General features: G+C 71.7%; 13 protein-coding genes. 4 read left to right on the top strand and 9 right to left on the bottom strand.

All coding sequences use genetic code 11. From position 1 onward, the window contains the following. The first annotated feature begins 132 nt into the window (after nt 1-132). Complete coding sequence (locus tag J5X86_RS39870) at nt 133-1623, top strand: M1 family metallopeptidase (protein WP_208521532.1); 1491 nt, start codon at nt 133-135, stop codon at nt 1621-1623. Between the two features lie 82 nt (nt 1624-1705). Here the strand turns inward: J5X86_RS39870 and J5X86_RS39865 are convergent, their stop codons facing one another. Together J5X86_RS39865 and J5X86_RS39860 are read right to left on the bottom strand one after the other, a co-directional pair. Continuing rightward, nucleotides 1706-2566, bottom strand: a complete 861-nt coding sequence (locus tag J5X86_RS39865; RefSeq protein WP_208521531.1) for an oxygenase MpaB family protein — start codon at nt 2564-2566, stop codon at nt 1706-1708. A 19-nt stretch (nt 2567-2585) separates the two neighbouring features. Next, nucleotides 2586-6329, bottom strand: a complete 3744-nt coding sequence (locus J5X86_RS39860) for a glycoside hydrolase family 2 TIM barrel-domain containing protein (protein WP_208521530.1) — start codon at nt 6327-6329, stop codon at nt 2586-2588. A 274-nt stretch (nt 6330-6603) separates the two neighbouring features. On the opposite strand from J5X86_RS39860, the gene J5X86_RS39855 reads away from it, so the two are divergent. Next, nucleotides 6604-7359 (top strand): MerR family transcriptional regulator, encoded by a 756-nt coding sequence (locus J5X86_RS39855; protein ID WP_208521529.1) that lies wholly within the window; start codon nt 6604-6606, stop codon nt 7357-7359. 197 nt (nt 7360-7556) lie between these two features. Here the strand turns inward: J5X86_RS39855 and J5X86_RS39850 are convergent, their stop codons facing one another. Further along, nucleotides 7557-8459 carry an alpha/beta hydrolase gene (locus tag J5X86_RS39850; RefSeq protein ID WP_208521528.1) on the bottom strand — a complete coding sequence of 301 codons (903 nt, stop codon included), beginning with the start codon at nt 8457-8459 and terminating at the stop codon, nt 7557-7559. Nucleotides 8460-8568: 109 nt separating this feature from the next. Here J5X86_RS39850 and J5X86_RS39845 point away from each other — a divergent pair, with 109 nt between their 5' ends. Then, nucleotides 8569-9507 carry a LysR family transcriptional regulator gene (locus J5X86_RS39845; RefSeq protein WP_208521527.1) on the top strand — a complete coding sequence of 313 codons (939 nt, stop codon included), beginning with the start codon at nt 8569-8571 and terminating at the stop codon, nt 9505-9507. A 531-nt stretch (nt 9508-10038) separates the two neighbouring features. Here the strand turns inward: J5X86_RS39845 and J5X86_RS39840 are convergent. The 5 genes from J5X86_RS39840 to J5X86_RS39820 form a co-directional block, all read right to left on the bottom strand. Beyond that, nucleotides 10039-12291, bottom strand: coding sequence for a 3-hydroxyacyl-CoA dehydrogenase NAD-binding domain-containing protein (locus J5X86_RS39840; RefSeq protein WP_208521526.1), 2253 nt, complete (start codon nt 12289-12291; stop codon nt 10039-10041). Between the two features lie 247 nt (nt 12292-12538). Beyond that, nucleotides 12539-13753, bottom strand: coding sequence for an acetyl-CoA C-acetyltransferase (locus J5X86_RS39835; RefSeq protein ID WP_208521525.1), 1215 nt, complete (start codon nt 13751-13753; stop codon nt 12539-12541). Nucleotides 13754-13840: 87 nt separating this feature from the next. Then, nucleotides 13841-14992 (bottom strand): CaiB/BaiF CoA-transferase family protein, encoded by a 1152-nt coding sequence (locus J5X86_RS39830; protein WP_208521524.1) that lies wholly within the window; start codon nt 14990-14992, stop codon nt 13841-13843. A 175-nt stretch (nt 14993-15167) separates the two neighbouring features. After that, nucleotides 15168-16625: a sialate:H+ symport family MFS transporter gene (locus tag J5X86_RS39825; RefSeq protein ID WP_208521523.1), complete on the bottom strand. Its 1458-nt coding sequence runs from the start codon at nt 16623-16625 to the stop codon at nt 15168-15170. Then, complete coding sequence (locus J5X86_RS39820) at nt 16622-17560, bottom strand: dihydrodipicolinate synthase family protein (RefSeq protein WP_208521522.1); 939 nt, start codon at nt 17558-17560, stop codon at nt 16622-16624. The genes J5X86_RS39825 and J5X86_RS39820 overlap by 4 nt, the downstream gene beginning before the upstream one ends. Before the next feature lie 163 nt (nt 17561-17723). Here J5X86_RS39820 and J5X86_RS39815 point away from each other — a divergent pair, with 163 nt between their 5' ends. Then, entirely contained in the window at nt 17724-18215 is a 492-nt protein-coding gene (locus tag J5X86_RS39815; RefSeq protein WP_208521521.1) for a DUF1203 domain-containing protein, read from the top strand. A 158-nt stretch (nt 18216-18373) separates the two neighbouring features. On the opposite strand, the gene J5X86_RS39810 is transcribed toward J5X86_RS39815, so the two are convergent. Beyond that, a complete protein-coding gene (locus tag J5X86_RS39810; protein WP_208521559.1) occupies nt 18374-19120 on the bottom strand; it encodes an endonuclease V in 747 nt (248 codons plus the stop codon). Between the last annotated feature and the right edge of the window lie 28 nt (nt 19121-19148).

Genomic DNA, 19148 nt, shown 5'->3' with positions numbered 1-19148 from the left:
TGATCGTGTCCGGGTCGATCCGCGTTGCGGCCGGATGTCGATTGGATGTCGGACGGCGTGATGGACGTGAGGTGCGTGTGAGGAGTACATAAGGTCACGAGTGATCGTTCTCCCCTACGAGTTGGAGGACTCGTGCGTCACCACAGACTTCTCGTCCCGGGCGCGGCCGCGGCCTGCCTGCTGCTGGCGATCCCGGCGTCGGCGGCCGACGCCACGCCGGGCGCCCCCGGTATCGGGGACTCCTACTACCCCTCGTACGGAAACGGCGGGTACGACGTATCCCATTACGACCTTCGGCTGAAGTACCAGCCGACGACGGACCGGCTGGAGGGCACGGCGACGATCGTGGCCGACGCCCGGCAGGATCTGTCCCGGTTCAACCTGGACTTCGCGCTCGATGTGAGCGAGGTGCTGGTGGGCGGGAAGAAGGCCGCCTTCACCAAGACCGGCGACCATGAGCTGGAGATCACCCCGGCCGCGCCGCTGACCTCCGACCGCCCCTTCACCGTGGTCGTGCGCTACAGCGGTACCCCCTCGAAGGTGGTGGCGAGCGGGTTCACCTCATGGCTGCGCACCCCGGACGGCGGGATCGCGGCCAACGAGCCGGAGTCGGCGTGGTGGTGGTTCCCGAGCAATGACCATCCGCTCGACAAGGCCACCTACGACGTGTCGGTGGCGGTGCCGGACGGAACGCAGGCGATCAGCAACGGCACCCTGCAGTCGACCAGCTCCCAGCTGGGCTGGACCCGCTACAACTGGCGCTCCAGCAAGCCGCAGGCCACGTATCTGACCACGCTGGCGGTCGGCAAGTTCGACATCACGACGGACACGACCGCGAACGGTCTGCCGGTGATCAACGCCTACAGCAAGGACCTCGGGGACAACGCCGGGGCGGCGCGGGCGAGCGTGGAGCGGTCGGCGGAGATCGTGGACTGGGAGTCCACCGTCTTCGGCCCGTACCCCTTCGACGCGCTGGGCGGCTATGTGCCCAATGTGCCCACGGGCTACGCGCTGGAGACCCAGACCCGGCCGTTCTACAGCCCGAAGGGGTTCGCCAAGGGCGCGAACACCTCGCTGATCGTGCATGAGCTGGCCCATCAGTGGTTCGGCGACAGCGTCTCGCTGAAGGACTGGCGCGACATCTGGGTCAACGAGGGCTTCGCCAGCTACGCCCAGTGGCTGTGGTCGGAGAAGGAGGGCGAGGGCACCGCGCAGGAGCTGGCGGACTACACCTACGCCTCCTACCCGGCCGACGACCCCTTCTGGAAGGTCGAGCCGGGCAACCCGGGGCCGGAGAACCAGTTCCATGACGCGGTGTACGACCGGGGCGCGCTGGCCCTCCAGGCGCTGCGGAACCACATCGGCGAAAAGGACTTCTTCGCGATCCTGAAGGGCTGGACGACGGAGAACCGGTACGGAAACGCCTCGGTCAAGGACTTCGTGGCCTATGCGGAGAAGGTCTCGGGCAGGCCGCTGGCCACGCTCTTCGACACCTGGCTGTTCACCCCGTCGAAGCCGGGCGCGGCGCAGGCGCGGGCGGCCGAGCTGAGCCCGGCCAAGGCGCCGGTGCGGCCGAAGTCGTGGCAGCGGATCCAGGACACGCACAGCACCCACGGCCGCTGAGCCCCGAAACCCCGGCCGGGTCGCCCACCCCGGCCGGGGCCCGGCGTCGCCGTGATGCGATGGCGCTCGGCATATCCCCTGGTCACGGCCGTCCGGCGCGGGCGCGGCGCCGGGCCTCACGCGCGATGGGCAGATAGCGCAGCCGCTCGGGCAGCAGCGGGACCACGACCCGGACGACCCTCCCGAACCACCACAGCCGCCGCTCCTGCCCGCGCGTCCACCCCAGCCCGATCGCCTCCCGCGCGTCCGGCGGCATCAGCCCGACGGTGAGGAACGCGCGGAAGCGGGTGAACAGCGGGCGCAGCAGCGGCCACAGCAGCCGCGGCGGCAGCGGGCCCGGCGGAGGGACGGACGCGTCGGGCGCGGCCAGTTCACGGGCGACGACGGTCGGCTCCAGCCGTTCTCGCACCATCGCGCGGTAGTAGGGCCAGAACTCCTCGACGGATCCCGGCATCTCGCGGTCGTCGATGCCCAGCACCCGTCCGATCCGCAGCCATTCCCCGTACAGTTGCCGCTCCTCGGCGGCGGTGAAGGGGCGAGTGCCCAGATAGCGCTGGGCGCGCAGATAGACCGGATAGCCGGTGGCGTGCACCCAGGCGTAGACGGGCGGGTCCAGCGCGCGGTACGGGCAGCCGTGCGCGTCGACGCCCTGGATGGACGCGTGGAGCCTGCGCAGCCGGCGGCCCTCCGCCTGGGCCTGTGCCCCGCCGTACACCCATAGCTGCACCGACCGCAGGGAGCGCTCGCCGCGCCCCCAGGGGTCGGTGCGGAAGACGGAGTACTGGTCCACGCCCGCCCCGACGGCCGGATGCGCCACCTGCATGGTCATCGCGGCCGGCAGGGCGAGCAGGCTGCGCAGCTCCCCCGCCACGGCCCACAGGATGCCGCCGGTGGGCGGCGGGTCGTGGCCTTCGGTGGGGCGGCGGGGGCGCTGCGTGCTCATGGGACCAACGGTGGTGCGGTTACTTCTTCCCTCCTGTTCCAGTGTGCGCCCCCGCGCCGCCGCTGAGCGGGCGCAGGGTGAGCGTGTAGTCGTAGGCGCTGTCGGCCTTCACCCGGTACTGGTCGCGCACCGGGTTGGGGGTGTCGCCGGCGCCGGTGACCGCGTGGTCGGCGTGCAGGGTGTTCCAGCCGTCGTTGCGCTTGAGGAAGTGCGGATAGGCGGCGCGGTCGAGTTCGTCGTACGCGCTGGCGCCCGCCTCCAGATCGCCGGAGACCAGCAGTCCGGCACCGCCGCGGTCGGTGAGGGACGCCCAGCGCACATCGTCGTGGTTGCCGTGGTCCTGGGGCTTCAGATACTCGACGTACTGGTCCTCGACCGAGGAGGACCAGACGCCCATGGGCGTGCCGTCCTTACGGTCGTTGAAGTTCTCCACCGGTCCGCGCCCGTACCACCGGAAGGTGCCGTACCGCTCGGGCACCTTGAGCTGGAGACCGATCCTGGGCAGATAGGACAGGGTGCGGAAGTCGCCGCGCGCCTCGACCTGATGCCGGATCCGGACCTGGCCCGCGCCATCGATCCGGTAGGCCACGGTCTGGCCGAAGGACGCGCCGGTCACATCGGGCGCGGCGGCCGTGGAACGGACGGTGACGGTGACCGTGTCGTCGTCGCCGGGGGTCACCTCGACCCCGTCGACGGTGGTGCGCAGCCGGTCAAGGCCCAGGGTCCGCCAGCGCTTGCCCTCGGCGGTGCCCCAGTCGGAGCGCTCATTGCTGATCGGGGCGCGCCAGGCGTCCAGTTCGGGGCCGGAGCGGAGCAGTTCGCGGCCCGCCACGCGCATCGAGGTGAGCGTGCCCTCCTTCTTGCCGAAGGTGTACTGGAAGTCCTCGCCGCCGACCCGCACGGTGTCGCCGCGCTCGACGGCCTTGGCTCGCCCGCCTGGGGCCGGGGCGGGGGCGGGCTCGGGCACCTTGTCGCCGCCGACCGCGAACTGGCCGAAGGACACCACATGACCGGCCTTTGCCCAGTCGGTGGAGTGTGCCGTGACGGCCCGCACGGTCAGATGGCGCTCATAGCCCCCGGGGTTGGCGGGCGGGGCCGGGAGCTGGACCGTGGCGCTCTCGCCGGGCCCGACGTCCAGGGCGCGGGTGCCGCTCGCGACGGTCCGCGCGCCCTCGGTCACCGTCCAGCGCAGGGCGAGATCATCGGTGCCGGTGAAGGCGCGCTCATTGGTGACCTTCACCTTGCCGGTGCGGGCGCCCTCGCCGCCCGGGTCGGTGATCCGGATCGGGGCCTGCACCCAGGCCAGCTGGGCGGTCTCCGGCTCCGGGTCGCGATCGGCGGTGACCAGGCCGTCCACGCCGGATTCATAGAGCCCGTAGGAGAGGTAGCTGCCCTTACGGGTGAAGTCGTCGAAGTCGAGCGCGATCAGGGCGTCGCTCCGGGGGTCCTGGTCCTGGGCGAGCCGCTCCGCGCCGAGCGCCGTGTCGTAGACCCGGACCTGGTCGATGGTGCCCTTGGCGGTCCGGCCGGTCCAGCCGTCCTCCATGGTGTCGTTGTTCCGGCCGACGCCGAGGTCGAAGCCGGTGTAGTCGATACGGCCGCTCCACGCGGTCTCGGCGAGCTCCTTACCGTCGGCATAGAGGCGCAGCGCGGTGCCGTCGTAGGTGCCGGTGACCCGGTGCCAGGCGCCGGTCCACCCGTCGGGCACGGGGGCGGTCACGGTACGGGGCTTGCCGCCGCTGGTGATCGTGAATTCGAGGGTGTCCTTGTCCTTCATCCGCAGGACGTACTGGTCGCCCTTGCTGACGATGGTGAAGTCCCCGGTCCAGGGCTCGGCCGGTTTGACGCGGGCGTCGAGGGTGACGGCGGTGCCGGTGAGATCGAGCTTCGGATCGCGGTAGATCTCGACGAAGTCGTCAAGACCGGACAGATACAGCGCCTTGCCCTTCCCGCCGTACCCGTCGACCACCTTGGGCTTGCCGGAGAGGGAGGCGGCGATGTCGTTGCCGGAGGAGTCGGGCGTGGTGATCAGCGGACGGCGGATGTTCTGCTCGGCCCAGTCCCAGATGAAGCCGCCCTGGGCATTCGGGTAGGCGCGCATCACCTCCCAGAACTCGCGGAAGTTGCCGAGGCTGTTGCCCATGGCGTGGGCGTACTCGCCCATCACGATGGGCTTGGTGAAGGTCTTGGCCTTGGCTTCGAGGGAGGCCGGGGTCGGATAGCGGGGTCCGGCGATGTCCGCGTAGGGCGCGTCGCCGTCGGGGCTGTTGGACTGGTGGTAGAGCGGGCGGGTGGGCTCGTTCGCCCGGGTCCACTTCGCCATCGCGTAGTGCGCCTTGCCCAGCCCGGCCTCGTTTCCGGTGTCCCACATGATGACGCTGGGGTGGTTCTTGTCGCGCTCCACCATGCCCTGGTGGCGCTCCAGGAACGCCTTCTGCCATTCGGGGCGCTCGGCCAGGCAGTCGTCCGGGCAGTTCTCGTGGCTGTGGGTCTCGACCTCCATCTCGTCGTCGATCAGGATGCCCTCGCGGTCGGCGAGTTCATAGAGATACGGGTCCGAGGGGTAGTGGGAGGTGCGGATCGCGTTGACGTTCAGCCGCTTCATCAGCCGGACGTCCTGTTCCATCCGGGCGCGGGTGGCATGGCGTCCGGTGGTGGGGTCGGTCTCGGCGCGGTTGACGCCACGGATCAGGATGCGCTTGCCGTTGAGCGTGAGCTGCTTGTCCTTGACCTCGATCTCACGGAATCCGACGCTCTGGCGCACGGTCTGGATCGCCTTGCCGTCCGGATCGCGCAGGGTGAGCACCAGCGCATAGAGGTTCGGCGTCTCGTCGGACCACTTGGCCGGGTTGGCGATCTGCCCGGTCAGCTCGGCCTTCCCGGACTTCTCCTCGGCCGTCAGCCGCCGTACCTCACGCCCCTTGCGGTCGTAGAGCACACCGGTGACCTGATGGGGTCCGCTCTTGTCGCTTCCGGTGCGCGCGATGTCCACTTCGGTGCGCAGCGTGGCGTCCCGATAGGAGGCGTCGAGATCGGTGGTGACGTACGCGTCCTCCATGCGGGTCGTGGGCGTGGAGTACAGCGATACGGAGCGGAAGATGCCCGCGTAGCGCCACTGGTCGTAGTCCTCCAGATACGATCCCGCGCTCCAGCGGTGCACCTGGACGGCGATCCGGTTGGTGGCGCCGGGACGCAGATAGTCGGTCACATCGAACTCGGCGGGCACATAGCCGCCCTGGTCGTAGCCGACGTAGTGGCCGTTGATCCACAGGAACCAGCCGGAGGTGACCCCGTCGAAGCGGATCACCTGCCGGCGCCCGTCCCAGTTCCGGGGCACCGTGACGTCCCGGACGTACGCCCCGGTCGGATTGGTGTCACGGGGCACCTTGGGCGGATCGTCCGGCGCCACCTCGCTCTGGACGTTGCGGAAGACCGGATGGTCGAGATCGTCGGTCTGCCAGGTGTGCGGGACCTGGACGCGCTGCCACGCCGAGGCGTCGTAGCCGTCCTTCCAGAAGCCGCTCGGGGCGCCCTCCGGCCGGTCGGCCATCGCGAACCGCCAGGATCCGTCCAGGCTGCGCTCCCAAGCCTTGCGGTCGGGCCCGTCCGGCCGCAGCCGGGTGTGCGGGGGTTCCTGGCCCTCGCCGGTCCGCTCCGGGTCCTCGAGGTACGTATGCACATCGGCGGGGAACTTGCCCGCGTCCGACGACCTCCCGACGGCCGTGTCCGCGGCCGTGAGACCGAGGCCGACAGCGGTGGTCATGGCGAGCACCGCCCCGATCAGTCGCCGTATCCCATATCTGCCGCGTTCCGAGCTCAATCCGACCCCACCTCACAGATTCGGAAGAAAACCAACACAGCTGAACAGCGAGGCACGCTATTCATCGGTAAAGAGATCGTCAACAGGTCGTGCTGATCCCGGTGTTGAGCCAGTGGCGGCGGAAGGTTTCACAGCGGTGCTGCGACAGCAATACTGATGAACCCGATCGGGCAGCGGCCCGGCGGAGCAGGACGACGCGGAGAGCGAGGCACGGCCGATGACCACCCCCGGCACCGAGGAACCCACCCTCACCGTCGATGAACTGGCGGCCCGCGCCGGGGTGACCGTGCGCACCGTGCGCTTCTACAGCACCCGCGGGCTGCTTCCGCCGCCGGTGATCGGCCCGCGCCGGGTCGGCCACTACGGCCCCGAGCACCTCTCCCGGCTCGCGCTGATCGAACAGTTGCAGCGCCACGGCATGACCCTGTCCGCCATCGAGCGCTATCTGAGCCAATTGCCACCGGATCTGAGCGAGGACGATCTGGCGCTCCACCGGGCCCTGGTCGCCTCCTGGGGCCCGGACACCCCCGAGGAGACGACCCGCGAGCAGCTGGACCGGCGGGCCGGGCGGGAGCTCACGGACGAGGACATCGACCGGCTGGCCGCACTGGACGCCTTGGAGCGCACCGACGACCCGGATCGCTTCCGGATCGACCCCAAGGTGCTCCATCTGGGGCTGCGGCTGCTGGACGTGCCGATCGAGATAGAGACGATACGCACGGCCCATACGGTCGTCCTGGAACACACCCGCTCCGCGGCGCGCGAGCTCGGCCGGCTGTTCCGGGACGAGGTGTGGGGGCCCGAGCGCGATCACGAGTCCGGGAGCGGACCGGAGCGGGTGCGGGCGAAGAAGTCGCTGTCGGCCGATATGCAGCCGCTGGTGGTGGAGGCGCTGGTGATCGCGTTCCAGCGGTCGATGAAGCACGAACTGCGGGCCTGGTACGGGCAGGACGCGGACTGCGAAGCGGACTGAGCCGCCGACTGCGGGCGCAGGCTGCGGTCGCGGGCAGCGGGCTTCGGTCGCGGGCAGCGGGCTTTGGGCAGCGGGCGCGGGCAGCGAGCTGCGGACTGCGGACGCGGGCTTCGGTCGCCGACTGCGGGCGACTGTGAAGCGGGCTGAGCGGGCCCGGGACGGCGCGGCGACCGGCCGCCCCGGGGCACGGGCGGTGGTCATTCGCCGCCGGTGAGCGCCGCGGCGAGCTCGTCGGGGCGGGCGGCGAACGGCGAATGGCTGCCCGGCAGCGACCGCACGCTGAAGGGCTGGTCCGGCATGGCCGCGTCAGCCTCCGCGATCATCAGATCCTGCATCGCGGGGGTGCACGCCCAGTCCTCGGCGCACCGGATGAAGGTGCGCGGAATCCGGCCCCACCGCTCCCGGGTCAGGGCGATCGGGGTGGTCGGCACCGCGAAGGGCAGATCGGGGCTCAGGGCGTGGTACCAGCGGGCGAAGGACCCCGCCGGGACGTCGTGGTAGTAGGTCAGCCGCAGCTCCTCCACGTACGCCGGATCGACGGAGAACGGATTGATCCGGAACGCGCCGATCGCCTCCGGGTCGCCCAGCATCAGCCCCTGCCCCCGTACGGTCGCGGTCTGCTCGGGAGCCGCCAGATAGTCGGCGAACCGGGGGCGCCCGGCAGGGACGAAGGACGACAGATGGATCAGCTCGTCGACGAGCTCGGGGGCCCGCTCGGCGGCCAGGGACGCCGAGGCGCCACCGGCGCTGTGCGAGACCAGGGCGACCTTCGGATACCGGCGCACCGATCGCAGCGCGGCGACGACGGCCCCGGCACACTCCTCCAGGGTCAGCCCGGCCAGCGCCGACTTCTCGGTCGCGAAACCCGGCTGGCCGGGGAGGTGGTGGCCCGAGGGCAGCGGCGCCTCGAAGCCGTGCCCCGGCAGATCGACGGCGAGGCTCGCCGCGCCGAGCCGGGCCAGGGCGCGCTGGGTGGGCGCCCACTGCCAGGAGGCGTGCCAGGCGCCGTGGACCAGCACGAACACGGTGCCGGAGGGGGCGGGGGCAGGGTGGATATCGCTCAAGGGGTGGGCATCGCTCAAGGGCGTTCTGGGGCTCATGGCACTCATGGAGAACAGTCCACCGCCACGGCCCGGCATTATCCACCGCCATATCTGACAACCCAGCCGCCGATATCTCCTGGATATCGGCTCGGATATCCTCGGTCCGATGGAGTCACGACATCTGCGGTACGCCCTGGCGGTGGCCGAGCATCAGCACTTCGGACGGGCGGCCGCCGCCCTCGGGATCGCCCAGCCCCCGCTGTCCCAGCAGATCGCGGCGCTGGAGCGGGAGCTGGGCGCGCGCCTCTTCGACCGTACGGCGCGTGGAGTGTTCCCGACCGCCGCGGGCGAGGCGTTCCTGGCCAGGGCGCGCCGGGCGCTGGCCGAGATGTCGGCCGCCGTATCGGACGCGGGCCGGGCCGCCCGGGGCGAGACGGGGCGGCTGCGGCTCGGCTTCATCGGCTCGGCGCTGCTGGAGCTGCTGCCATCCGTGCTGGGCCAGTTCATCCGGGACCGCCCCGAAGTACGGCTGGGGCTGCAGGAGATGTCGACGCGCCGGTCCACGGCGGCGCTGCTCGCGGGCGAGCTGGACATCGCCATAGGGCGCGGTGCGCCCCGGGGCGCGGGTGCCGAGGATCTGGTGTCGGTCACGGTCGGCCGGGACCATCTGGTGGCGGTCGTCGGCGCCGCCCATCCGTTCGCCGGGCAGTCCAAGGTGAGCGTCGAGCAGCTCAGGGGGCAGCATCTGATCGTGGCGCCCGCGGACGAGGAACCGGTGGTCGCGGCCTGGCTGACCGCGCTGCTGGGCGAGGGCACCGAGGCGCCCGCGCGGGCCGGTGGGCTCACCGAGGCGTGGGATGCGCACACCATCATCGGGCTGGCCTCGTGCGGGGTCGGGGTGGGGCTCGGCCCGGCGTGTCTGCGGGTGGCGGCGCGGCCGGACGTCCGGGTGTGCGAGGTGAGCCCTCGGGTGGAACTGCCGGAGCTGGTGATGTCGTTCCGCGCCCAGGACCGCTCCCCCGTGCTGGCGGCCTTCCTGGACATCACCCGGGAACGGTGCCCGGGGGTGGGCGAGCGGCTCGAACGCCGTCTGGGCACACGCTGACGGAGGAAGCCGAAGCCGCAGGGCCCCTGGCGGATGTCCAGGCGGATCGTGACGCCTACGGAAGGCGGCTCCCCTCCCCGCCCCGCAGCATCGCTATGCGGCTGCGCCGCGTGGCAGGACTCCGCCCCTGGCAACGCAATCCAGCCCCTCCGGCGCTTGAGGAGCCGGACCCAGGGGCCGAGCCCCCGGCGGGGGCCGGGGGCCGGAGCCCCGGGCAACGCAATCCAGCCCCTCCGGCGATTGAGGAGCGGAGCCCAGCGGCCCAGCCCCGCCGGGGGCCAGAGGTCAGAGCCCCTCGCAACACAATCCAGCCCCTCCAGCGCTTGAAGAGCGGAGCCCAGGGGCCGAGCCCCCGGCGGGGGCCGGGGGCCGGAGCCCCGGGCAACGCAATCCAGCCCCTCCGGCGCTTGAGGAGCGGGGTCAGGGGCGGAGCCCCCGGCGGGGGCCGGGGCCGGGCCCCGGTTGCGGGAAGGGGCGGGGAGGGGAAAGCGTCGACATGCGGCTCCGCCGCGTGGCCCGCCGTACGACCCCCTAGTCCGTGAAGCGCTCCCCGCGCTCGGCCTTCTCCACCAGCAGCGCGGTCGGGGCGAACCGCTCCCCGTACGCCGCCTCCAGCTCCCGGGCACGGGCCACGAAACCGGCCACGCCGCCCTCGTATCCGTTGATGTACTGCAGCACCCCGCCCGTCCAGCCGGGGAAGCCGATGCCGAGGATGGAGCCGATGTTGGCGTCGGCGACGGAGGTCAGCACGCCCTCCTCCAGCAGCCGCACCGTGTCGATGGCCTCGCAGAAGAGCATCCGCTCGATCATGTCCTCGAGGGGGATGCGATTGCCCTCGCCACCGGAACCACCGGAACCGCCGGAACCACCGGAACCGCCGGAACCGCCGGAGCCACCGGACCCGCCCCGCCCGAAATGCTCCCGCAGTCCCGGCCACAGCCGGGTCCGCTTGCCGGTCGTCTCGTCGTAGTCGTAGAAGCCCGCGCCGCCGCTGCGGCCGGGGCGCCCGAACTCCTCCACCATGCGGTCGATCACCGCGTCGGCCGGATGCGGCCGCCACTGGCCGCCCGCCTCCTCGGTCGCCCGGCGCGTCTCCTCGCGGATCTTGCGCGGCAGGGTCAGGGTCAGCTCGTCCATCAGGGAGAGCACCTTGGCCGGATATCCGGCCTGCGCCGCGGCCTGTTCCACGGAGGCCGGGTCGACGCCCTCCCCCACCATCGCCACGCCCTCGTTGAGGAAGTGGCCGATGACGCGGGAGGTGAAGAAGCCGCGGGAGTCATTGACCACGATCGGGGTCTTGTTGATCTGCCGCACCAGATCGAAGGCGCGGGCCAGCGCCTTGTCGCCGGTGCGCTCGCCCTTGATGATCTCGACCAGCGGCATCTTGTCGACGGGCGAGAAGAAGTGCAGTCCGATGAAGTCGTCGGCGCGCTGCACCCCCTCGGCGAGCAGGGTGATGGGGAGGGTGGAGGTGTTGGAGCACAGCAGGGCGTCCGGGGCGACGACGGCCTCGATCTCCTGGAACACCTTGTGCTTGAGCGCCGGGTCCTCGAACACGGCCTCGATGACCGCGTCACACCCCTCGAGGTCGCTGAGATCACCGGTCGGGGTGATCCGGGCCAGCAGCTCGTCCCGCTTGGCCTCGGTGGTCCGGCCCTTGGTGAGCGCCTTGGCCAACAGTCCCTCGGCGTACGCCTTGCCCTTGGCCGCGGCCTCCACGGACACGTCCTTGAGGACGACCTCGATGCCCGCCTTGGCGCACGCGTACGCGATGCCCGCGCCCATCATCCCGGCGCCCAGCACAGCGACCTTACGGACCTGACCGGGCTCGATCCCCTGGGGCCGGTTGGCCCCGGAGTTGACCGCCTGCAGATCGAAGAAGAACGCCTGGATCATGTTCTTGGCGGTCTGACCGACAACCAGCTCGGTGAAGTACCGGGCCTCGATGGTCTGCGCGGTCTCGAAGTCCACCTGGGACCCCTCGACGGCGGCGGCCAGGATATTGCGCTGCGCCGGGTAGGGCGCGCCGTTGAGCTGCTTGCGCAGATTGGCGGGGAAGGCGGGCAGATTGACGGCGAACTTCGGCTGCGCCGGGGTACCGCCCGGGATCCGGTAATCCTTGTCGTCCCAGGGCTGTGCCGACTCGGGGTGGGCGTCGATGAAGGCCCGAGCCTGGGCCAGCATCTCCTCAGGGGTGGCCACGACCTCGTGCACCAGCCCCGCCTCCTGGGCGCGCCGGGCGCTGTACCGCGCCCCCTGGAGCAGCCACTTGAGCAGCGCGTCGGTCACGCCGAGCAGCCGTACGGTACGGGCGACGCCCCCGCTGCCCGGGAGCAGGCCCAGGGTGACCTCGGGGAAGCCGATACGGGACCCGGGGGCGTCGAGGGCGATGCGGTGGTGGCAGGAGAGCGCGATCTCCAGCCCGCCGCCGAGCGCCGCGCCGTTGATCGCGGCGACCACGGGCTTGCCGAGGGTCTCGATCCGGCGCAGCCCGCGCTTGATGCGGAGGTTCTTCTCATAGACCTCCTGGGCCTGGTCGGGCCCGATCTGGAGGAGGTCGTTGAGGTCGCCGCCGGCGAAGAAGGTCTTCTTGGCGGAGGTGACGATGATGCCGCGGATGGTGTCCCGCTCGGCCTCGACGCGGTCGGCGATCGCGTCGAGGGAGTCGATGAACGCGGCGTTCATGGTGTTGGCGGACTGGTCGGGGTCGTCGAGCACCAGGGTGACGACGCCCTCGTCGTCCTGCTCCCAGCGGATGGTCGAGGCGGTGGTGGGGTGGTTCATCTGAGGTCTCCAGGGCGAAGGGGAAGGGCGCGGGGAGGGGGCGGGAAGGAGAGGGAACGGCGGCGTCCTGAGAGCCGCTCGGCGCTACGGGGGCGTCCGGCGGACCACGCGGCGGAGCCGCGTATCGACGCTTTCCCCTCCCCGCCCCTGAACCCCGGGGCCTGGGGCCTGGGGCGGAGCCCCAGTTGAGGGAAGGGGCGGGGAGGGGAACAGCCCGCCGCAGGCGTCAAAGTCCGTCGGTCACCCCCTAGAGCCGCTCGACCACCGTCGCGATGCCCATTCCGCCTCCCACGCACAGCGTCACCAGCCCGAACCGCCCGTCGCGCCGCTCCAGCTCGTCGATCACCGTGCCGAGGATCATCGCGCCGGTCGCGCCCAGCGGATGGCCCATCGCGATCGCGCCGCCGTTGACGTTGACCTTGTCCATGCTCAGCCCCATGTCGTCCACGAAGCGCAGCACCACCGCCGCGAACGCCTCGTTGATCTCGACCAGATCGATGTCGTCGATCGTCAGCCCGGCCTTGGTGAGCGCCTTACGGGTGGCGGGAGCCGGGCCGGTGAGCATGATGGTGGGGTCGGCGCCGGAGACGGCGGCGGAGACGATCCGGGCGCGCGGGGTCAGCCCGAAGCGCTCGCCGACCTCGCGGTTGCCGATGGCGACCAGGGCGGCGCCGTCCACCATGCCCGAGGAGTTGCCGGCGTGGTGGACATGGTCGATCGCCTCGATCCAGTGGTACTTCTGCAGCGCCACCGCGTCGAAGCCGCCCGCCTCGCCGATGGTGGCGAACGACGGCTTCAGGCCCGCCAGGGTCTCGGCGGTGGTACCGGGGCGGATGTGCTCGTCCCGGTCGAGGACGGTCAGCCCGCTGCGGTCGCGGACCGGGACCACGGAGCGGTCGAAGTACCCCTCCTTCCAGGCCCGCGCGGCCCGCTCCTGGGAGAGCGCGGCGAAGCTGTCCACGTCATGGCGGCTGTAGCCGCCGGTGGTGGCGATGAGGTCGGCCCCGATGCCCTGCGGTACGAAACCGGTCTCGTAGTTGGTCATCGGGTCCGCGAACCAGGCGCCGCCGTCGGAGCCCATCTTCACCCGCGACATCGACTCGACGCCGCCCGCGAGCACCAGGTCCTCCCAGCCGGAACGGACCTTGGCCGCCGCCAGGTTGACGGCCTCCAGGCCCGAGGCACAGAAGCGGTTCTCCTGGACGCCCGCGACCGTGTCCGGGAGCCCGGCCGCGATGGCCGCGATCTTGGCGATGTCGGAGCCCTGGTCGCCGAGCGGGCTGACGACGCCGAGGACCACGTCGTCGATGGCCGCCGGGTCCAGCTCGGGGAACCGCCGCCGCATCTCCTGGATCAGGCCCACCACCAGGTCGACGGGCTTGGTGCCGTGCAGGGCACCGTCGGCCTTCCCGCGCCCGCGCGGGGTGCGGATGGCGTCGTACACATACGCTTCGGTGCTCACTTCAGCGGCCTTTCAGGGGAGGGGTCGGGCGAAGACGGCTCAGGGGACCGGCGGGAAGCGGACGGGGGTTCATGGCGCTCAGGACGTTCATGACGGGTTTCCCTCGACGAGCGAGGTGACTCCCCAGTCGCGGGCCACCTCGGCGGTGTCCGCCCCGGGCCGGACGGGCGCGCGGCGCACCGCGCCCGGGGTGGCGGAGAAGCGCGGGGCGGGCGCGGGCTGGGTGATCCCGCCGTGGTCGACGAAGGTGGAGCGGGCGGCGAGATGCGGATGGGCCGGGGCCTCCCGGAGCGACAGCACGGGGGCGACGCAGGCGTCCGAGGCGCTGAAGACGGCGGTCCACTCCTCGCGGTCGCGCTGCTTGAAGCGGTCGGCGATGGCGGTGCGCAGCGCGGCCCAGCTGTCGAAGTCATCGCGGGCCGGGGCCTGGTCGGCGATCCCCAGCAGCTCGATGAACTCCGCGTAGAACTTCCGCTCCAGGGGCCCGACCGCCATATAGCCGCCATCGGCGGTCTCATAGGTGCCGTAGAAGGGGCAGCCGCCGTCGAGGAGATTGGTGCCGCGCTGGTCCCGCCAGCCCCCGGCGGCCATCATGCCGTGGATGGCGGAGGTCAGATGGGCGGTGCCGTCGACGATCGCGGCGTCCACGACCTGGCCGGGGCCGCCCGCGCGGGCGTGCTGCAGGGCGGCCAGGACGCCGATGACGAGATAGAGCGAGCCTCCCGCGTAGTCCCCCAGGAGGTTGGCGGGGGCGATGGGCGGGCCGTCGGCGGCGCCGATCATGCTGAGGGCGCCGGTGACGGCGATATAGCCGATGTCATGGCCGGCGGTCCGGGCGAGCGGGCCCTCCTGCCCCCAGCCGGTCATCCGGCCGTAGACCAGCCGGGGATTGCGGGCCAGGCAGTCCTCCGGGCCGAGGCCCAGCTTCTCGGTGACCCCCGGGCGGTAGCCCTCGATGAGGATGTCGGCGCGCTCCACGAGGTCGAGCACGGCGGCCACGCTCCCCTCGGCCTTCAGGTCGAGGAGCACCGAGCGCTTGTTGCGGTTGGTGAGGTCGTAGTCCGGGTCGATCCGCAGGCCGCCGGCGCCTCCGGGGCGGTCGACGCGGACGACATCGGCGCCGAGGTCTGCGAGGACCATGGCGGCGAACGGACCCGGCCCGATCCCCGCGAGCTCCACCACCCGCACCCCGGCCAGCGGACCGGCCGCCGTCGCCCCGTCCTCCGCCGCCACCGTCATGCCGTCCCCCAATCGTGTGACACCACCGCTGTAACACCGCCGATGCTAAGAACGCGTCCCGCATTCCACAAGCCCTCCCATGGGCCTGTGGACAACCAAGCCCCTTGCCCGGCAAGCGGGTTTGGCCCCTGCGGCAGCACGGCGGGCCGGGTGTGGCGCCGACCGGCCTTCCGGGTCAGGTCTTCTCCATACCCGGCCCCGCCATCGACAGCGGCTGTTCGGGCACCAGGTGGTCCTCGTCGCCCGCCGGATCGGTCAGCCGGCCCAGTCGGCGTGGCAGATCGGAGCCGACCAGCACGATCACCACCAGCGTCAGCCCGAAGGTGAGCACCGCCAGCGCCCGCCCGAGGGACATGCCCTCGGCCAGATGGGCGCCGAGCACCGGCGCCACCGCCCCGCCGAGCGCCCCGGTGTTGTAGACGAAGCCGAGCGAGGCCGCCCGGGTCCGGGTCGGGAAGTGACCCGCGATGTACTTCGGCAGGATGCCGGAGATCCCCTGGCTCAGCGCGAGCAGGAAGAACAGCAGCACTCCGAGCCCGACCAGGGTGTCCTGCACCGCGAACACCGGGAAGACGAAGGCCAGCGAGGCGAGCAGGGTGTAGACGTAGGCACGCCGGGTGCCGAGCCAGTCGCCCGCGAACCCCGCCAGCCAGCAGCCGGCCATCGTCCCGAACCCGGCGTAGAACATCACATCGGTGACCTCGGACGGGGTGTACCCGAGCTGCTCCTTCAGATAGGTGGGCAGCAGCGCCTGGATCGGCCAGCTGTAGAGGAACGCGCAGAAGACGGTGCAGGTCAGGGCCACATACAGCGGCCAGCGGCGCCGTCCGCCGAGCTGGGCCGCGAAAGCGACCAGACACCCCGCCGCCAGGAGCGACAGCGGCCAGCGCCAGCCCGCGCCCATCGGGGTGAAGACCAGGAACAGCGCGACGCTCGCGGCCACGGCCAGCGCCGTGTTGACGCTTGCTCGGGAGCCTCCGGCGAACAGCGGCCGGAAGGGGTTCGGCCGCGCCTTCGCCGTCGCCACCTCCTCGTGCCAGTCCCCGGCCTCGGGAAGCGCGCGCCGCACCCACAGCGCGACCAGCACCGGCAGCACGCCGATCCAGAACATCCAGCGCCAGCCCCAGTGGGGCACCACCCACTTGTAGAGCTCGGAGGCGATGATGGTGCCGCCCGAGTAGCCCGAGATGAGGAAGCCGGAGGCGCGGTTGCGCAGCCGCGCGGGCCAGCTCTCCAGGACATAGGTGGCGCTGGCGCTGTACTCACCAGCCATGCCCATGCCAATCACTAGGCGGGCCGTGAACATGCTGATGTAGTTCCAGGCGAACCCGCAGGCGAAGGTGCCGAGCGAGTAGAGCAGAATGCTGACGATCATGGCGGCCTTACGGCCGTAGCGGTCGCCCAGGGCGCCCAGCACCGCCCCGCCGAGCCAGCGGGTGATGAAGGCGCCCGAGACCAGGCTCGCCGCCGACGCCGTGCTCAGGTCGAATTCGTCGGCTATCTCGGTCAGGACGAGCGTGATCAGCACGAAGTCGAAACCGTCGAGCAGATAGCCGATCCAGGCGGCGAACATGGACTTCCACTGGCCCCGCGAGACCTCTCGGTACCAGGGCACCGTGGTGGCTTCGGTCACGGCAACAGCCCTCCCTCCTCCAGAAGTTGACGCACGGTCTTCACGGCCGCCTCGCGCAGCGGCACCTGGGGCACGGCGGTGTCCGCGCAGTCGATTACGCCCAGCAGCCGCAGCGCGGCCTTGAAGCCGCCCAGCCCCGCCGAACTGCCGCCCATCAGCGCCGGGTCCCCGGCGTCGGTGATGGCGAAGAGCGCGGCCAGCCGGTCCTGTTCGGCGGCGGCCTGCTCCCAGCGCCCCGCGCGCGCGTGCTCGTACAGCCGGACGAACCCGGCCGGATCGACGTTGGCCAGCCCCGGGACGACGCCATGGGCCCCCGCCAGCAGGGCGCCGTCCACCGACAGTTCGGAGCCGGTGAGCACGGTGAAGGAGTCGCCCAGGCCGCGACGGCGGACCTCGACGAGCATCCGCCGCAGCGCCCCGTCGTCCCCGCTGCTGTCCTTGACCCCCGCCAGGGTGGCGTCGGCGGCCAGCGGAAGCAGGATCGAGGGCGTCAGCTTGGAGTGGACGGAGACCGGGATGTCGTACGCGAACAGCGGCACGTCCACGCCGTCGCGCAGCCGCCGGAAGTGGTCGGCGATCTCCAGGGGATGGGTGCGGGTGTAGAAGGGCGCGGTGGCCACGACCGCGTCCGCGCCCAGCTCCGCCGCCGTACGGGCGTGATCGAGGACCCGCGCGGTCGTCATGTCGATCGCCCCCGCGAGGACGGGCACCCGGCCGCCTGCGGCCTCGATGACCGCCTTAAGTGCCGTACGGCGGCTTCGGTCGTTCAGGTAGGCGGCCTCTCCGCTGGAGCCGAGCGCGAACAGCGCGCTCACCCCCGCGTCGATCAGCCGCTCGGCGAGCGCGGCGAGGGAAGAGGTGTCGACCTCGCCCGCGGGCGTGAGCGGGGTGCACAGGGGCGGAACGACACCGGTAAGGGGAGCCGGAAGACTCATCAACACCCAGCCTTCTGGATAGCAGGGCAATTAGGACGTGGGACGTCCTATGTTCGGGGCCGAATCTGACGGAGTGCCATCGCGCTGTCAAGTACCTTCCCGCCTCAGCTCCTCGTCCGAATCCCGCCAGCACTCCAGGAGCCCACCGGCCAGTCTGGAACGCATGAGCGAGAACTACGAGATGCGGGCCATCGCGCCCGAGGTGCTGAAGCGACTGCGGATCGCGGACGACGCGGGAAACCCGCCGCGCGTGGTGGTCGAGGACGAGGAGGGTGGCAACCCGATGCGCTGCTGCCTGGGCCGGAGCCGGCCGCACGAGACCATCGTGCTCGTCTCCTACGCCCCGCTGCGCCGCTGGGCCCAGGAGACGGGTGCCACGCCCGGCCCGTACGACGAGGTCGGCCCGGTCTTCATCCACCCCGAGGAGTGCGACGGCTGGACCGGCCCCGGGATCGCGGAAGGCATCCCGGGCGAGCTGCGGGTGCTGCGGGCGTACTCCGCCGAGGGCAACATCCTCCGCGGCCGACTGCTGAACAACGGCGAACCGACGATCGAGGAGGGGCTGGCCGAGCTGTACGCGGACCCGCAGGTGGCGGTGGTGCATGTGCGCGCCGTCGAGTTCGGCTGCTTCCTGGCCGAGACGCGGCGGGTCTGACGACGCTCTGGGGGCGCTCCGACGGAGAGGCCGACCAGGCCCCTTCAGGCCCGGCGGCTCCTTTCACGCCCCCGGGGCTGCTTCAGGCCCCGGCCGCTGCATCACGCCCCCGGGGGCTGCATCACGCGCCCGGGGCTGCTTCGGCCCCGAGGGCCGCCTCACATCTCCGCGGCGGCTTCGGCCCCGGCGGCTTTCAGGGCCCGGCGGCACAACGCGTCCGCGCGCCGTGTCGTTTCGGGCTGCCGGAAGTCGCGGGCCAGATGCAAGGTGTACGCGCAGGCGTCGGCGATGGTCACCCGATGGCCGACGGAGACGAAGAGCGGCTTCACACCGTCGCGGGTGCGCAGTGCCCGGCCGACCTCCTCGTCCCCGTCGAGCAGGGGCGACCAGTCGCCGCGGCGCGGCCCCGGGTCGGCGTGGCGGAAGCCGAAGGGGTTCTTGGCGACGCCGATGGTGGGCAGCCCGGTGAGCACCCCGAGATGGCTGGCCAGCCCGAACCGGCGGGGGTGGGCGAGTCCGTAGCCGTCGCACACCACCAGGTCGGGGCGGCGGCCGAGCCGCCGGTCGAGGTCGCCGAGCGCGTCGAGGACGGCCGGGATCTCACGGAACGCCAGCAGCCCCGGGACGTACGGGAAGGTGACCCGGCCGACCGCGGTCGCCTCCGCCACGACGGCGAGGCCACCGGCGTCCAGGGCCACGGCGGCGGCCGCGACCAGGTCGCGCTCGTCGTCGTACGCCACGTCCACCCCGACGACCACGCCGGTGCCGGTGCCGGTGCCCGGCTCGGGCAGTTCCCCGCCGACGACCACGGACGCCCGCGTCCGCTCCTGGACGGCGATCGCCTCGGCCTCGGTCGTGGGCCAGTCGCGGGGCAGCTCATATCGTGGATCGACGGCGCTGGTCATCGTGTGACTCACGTTACTAGCCTGCGGG

The organism is Streptomyces sp. NEAU-YJ-81 (genome assembly GCF_017592595.1).
GTDB classification, from domain to species: Bacteria; Actinomycetota; Actinomycetes; order Streptomycetales; family Streptomycetaceae; genus Streptomyces; species Streptomyces hygroscopicus_B.
The sequence above is the reverse complement of the archived record's forward strand: the minus strand, read 5'-3'. Positions and strand labels throughout refer to the sequence as shown.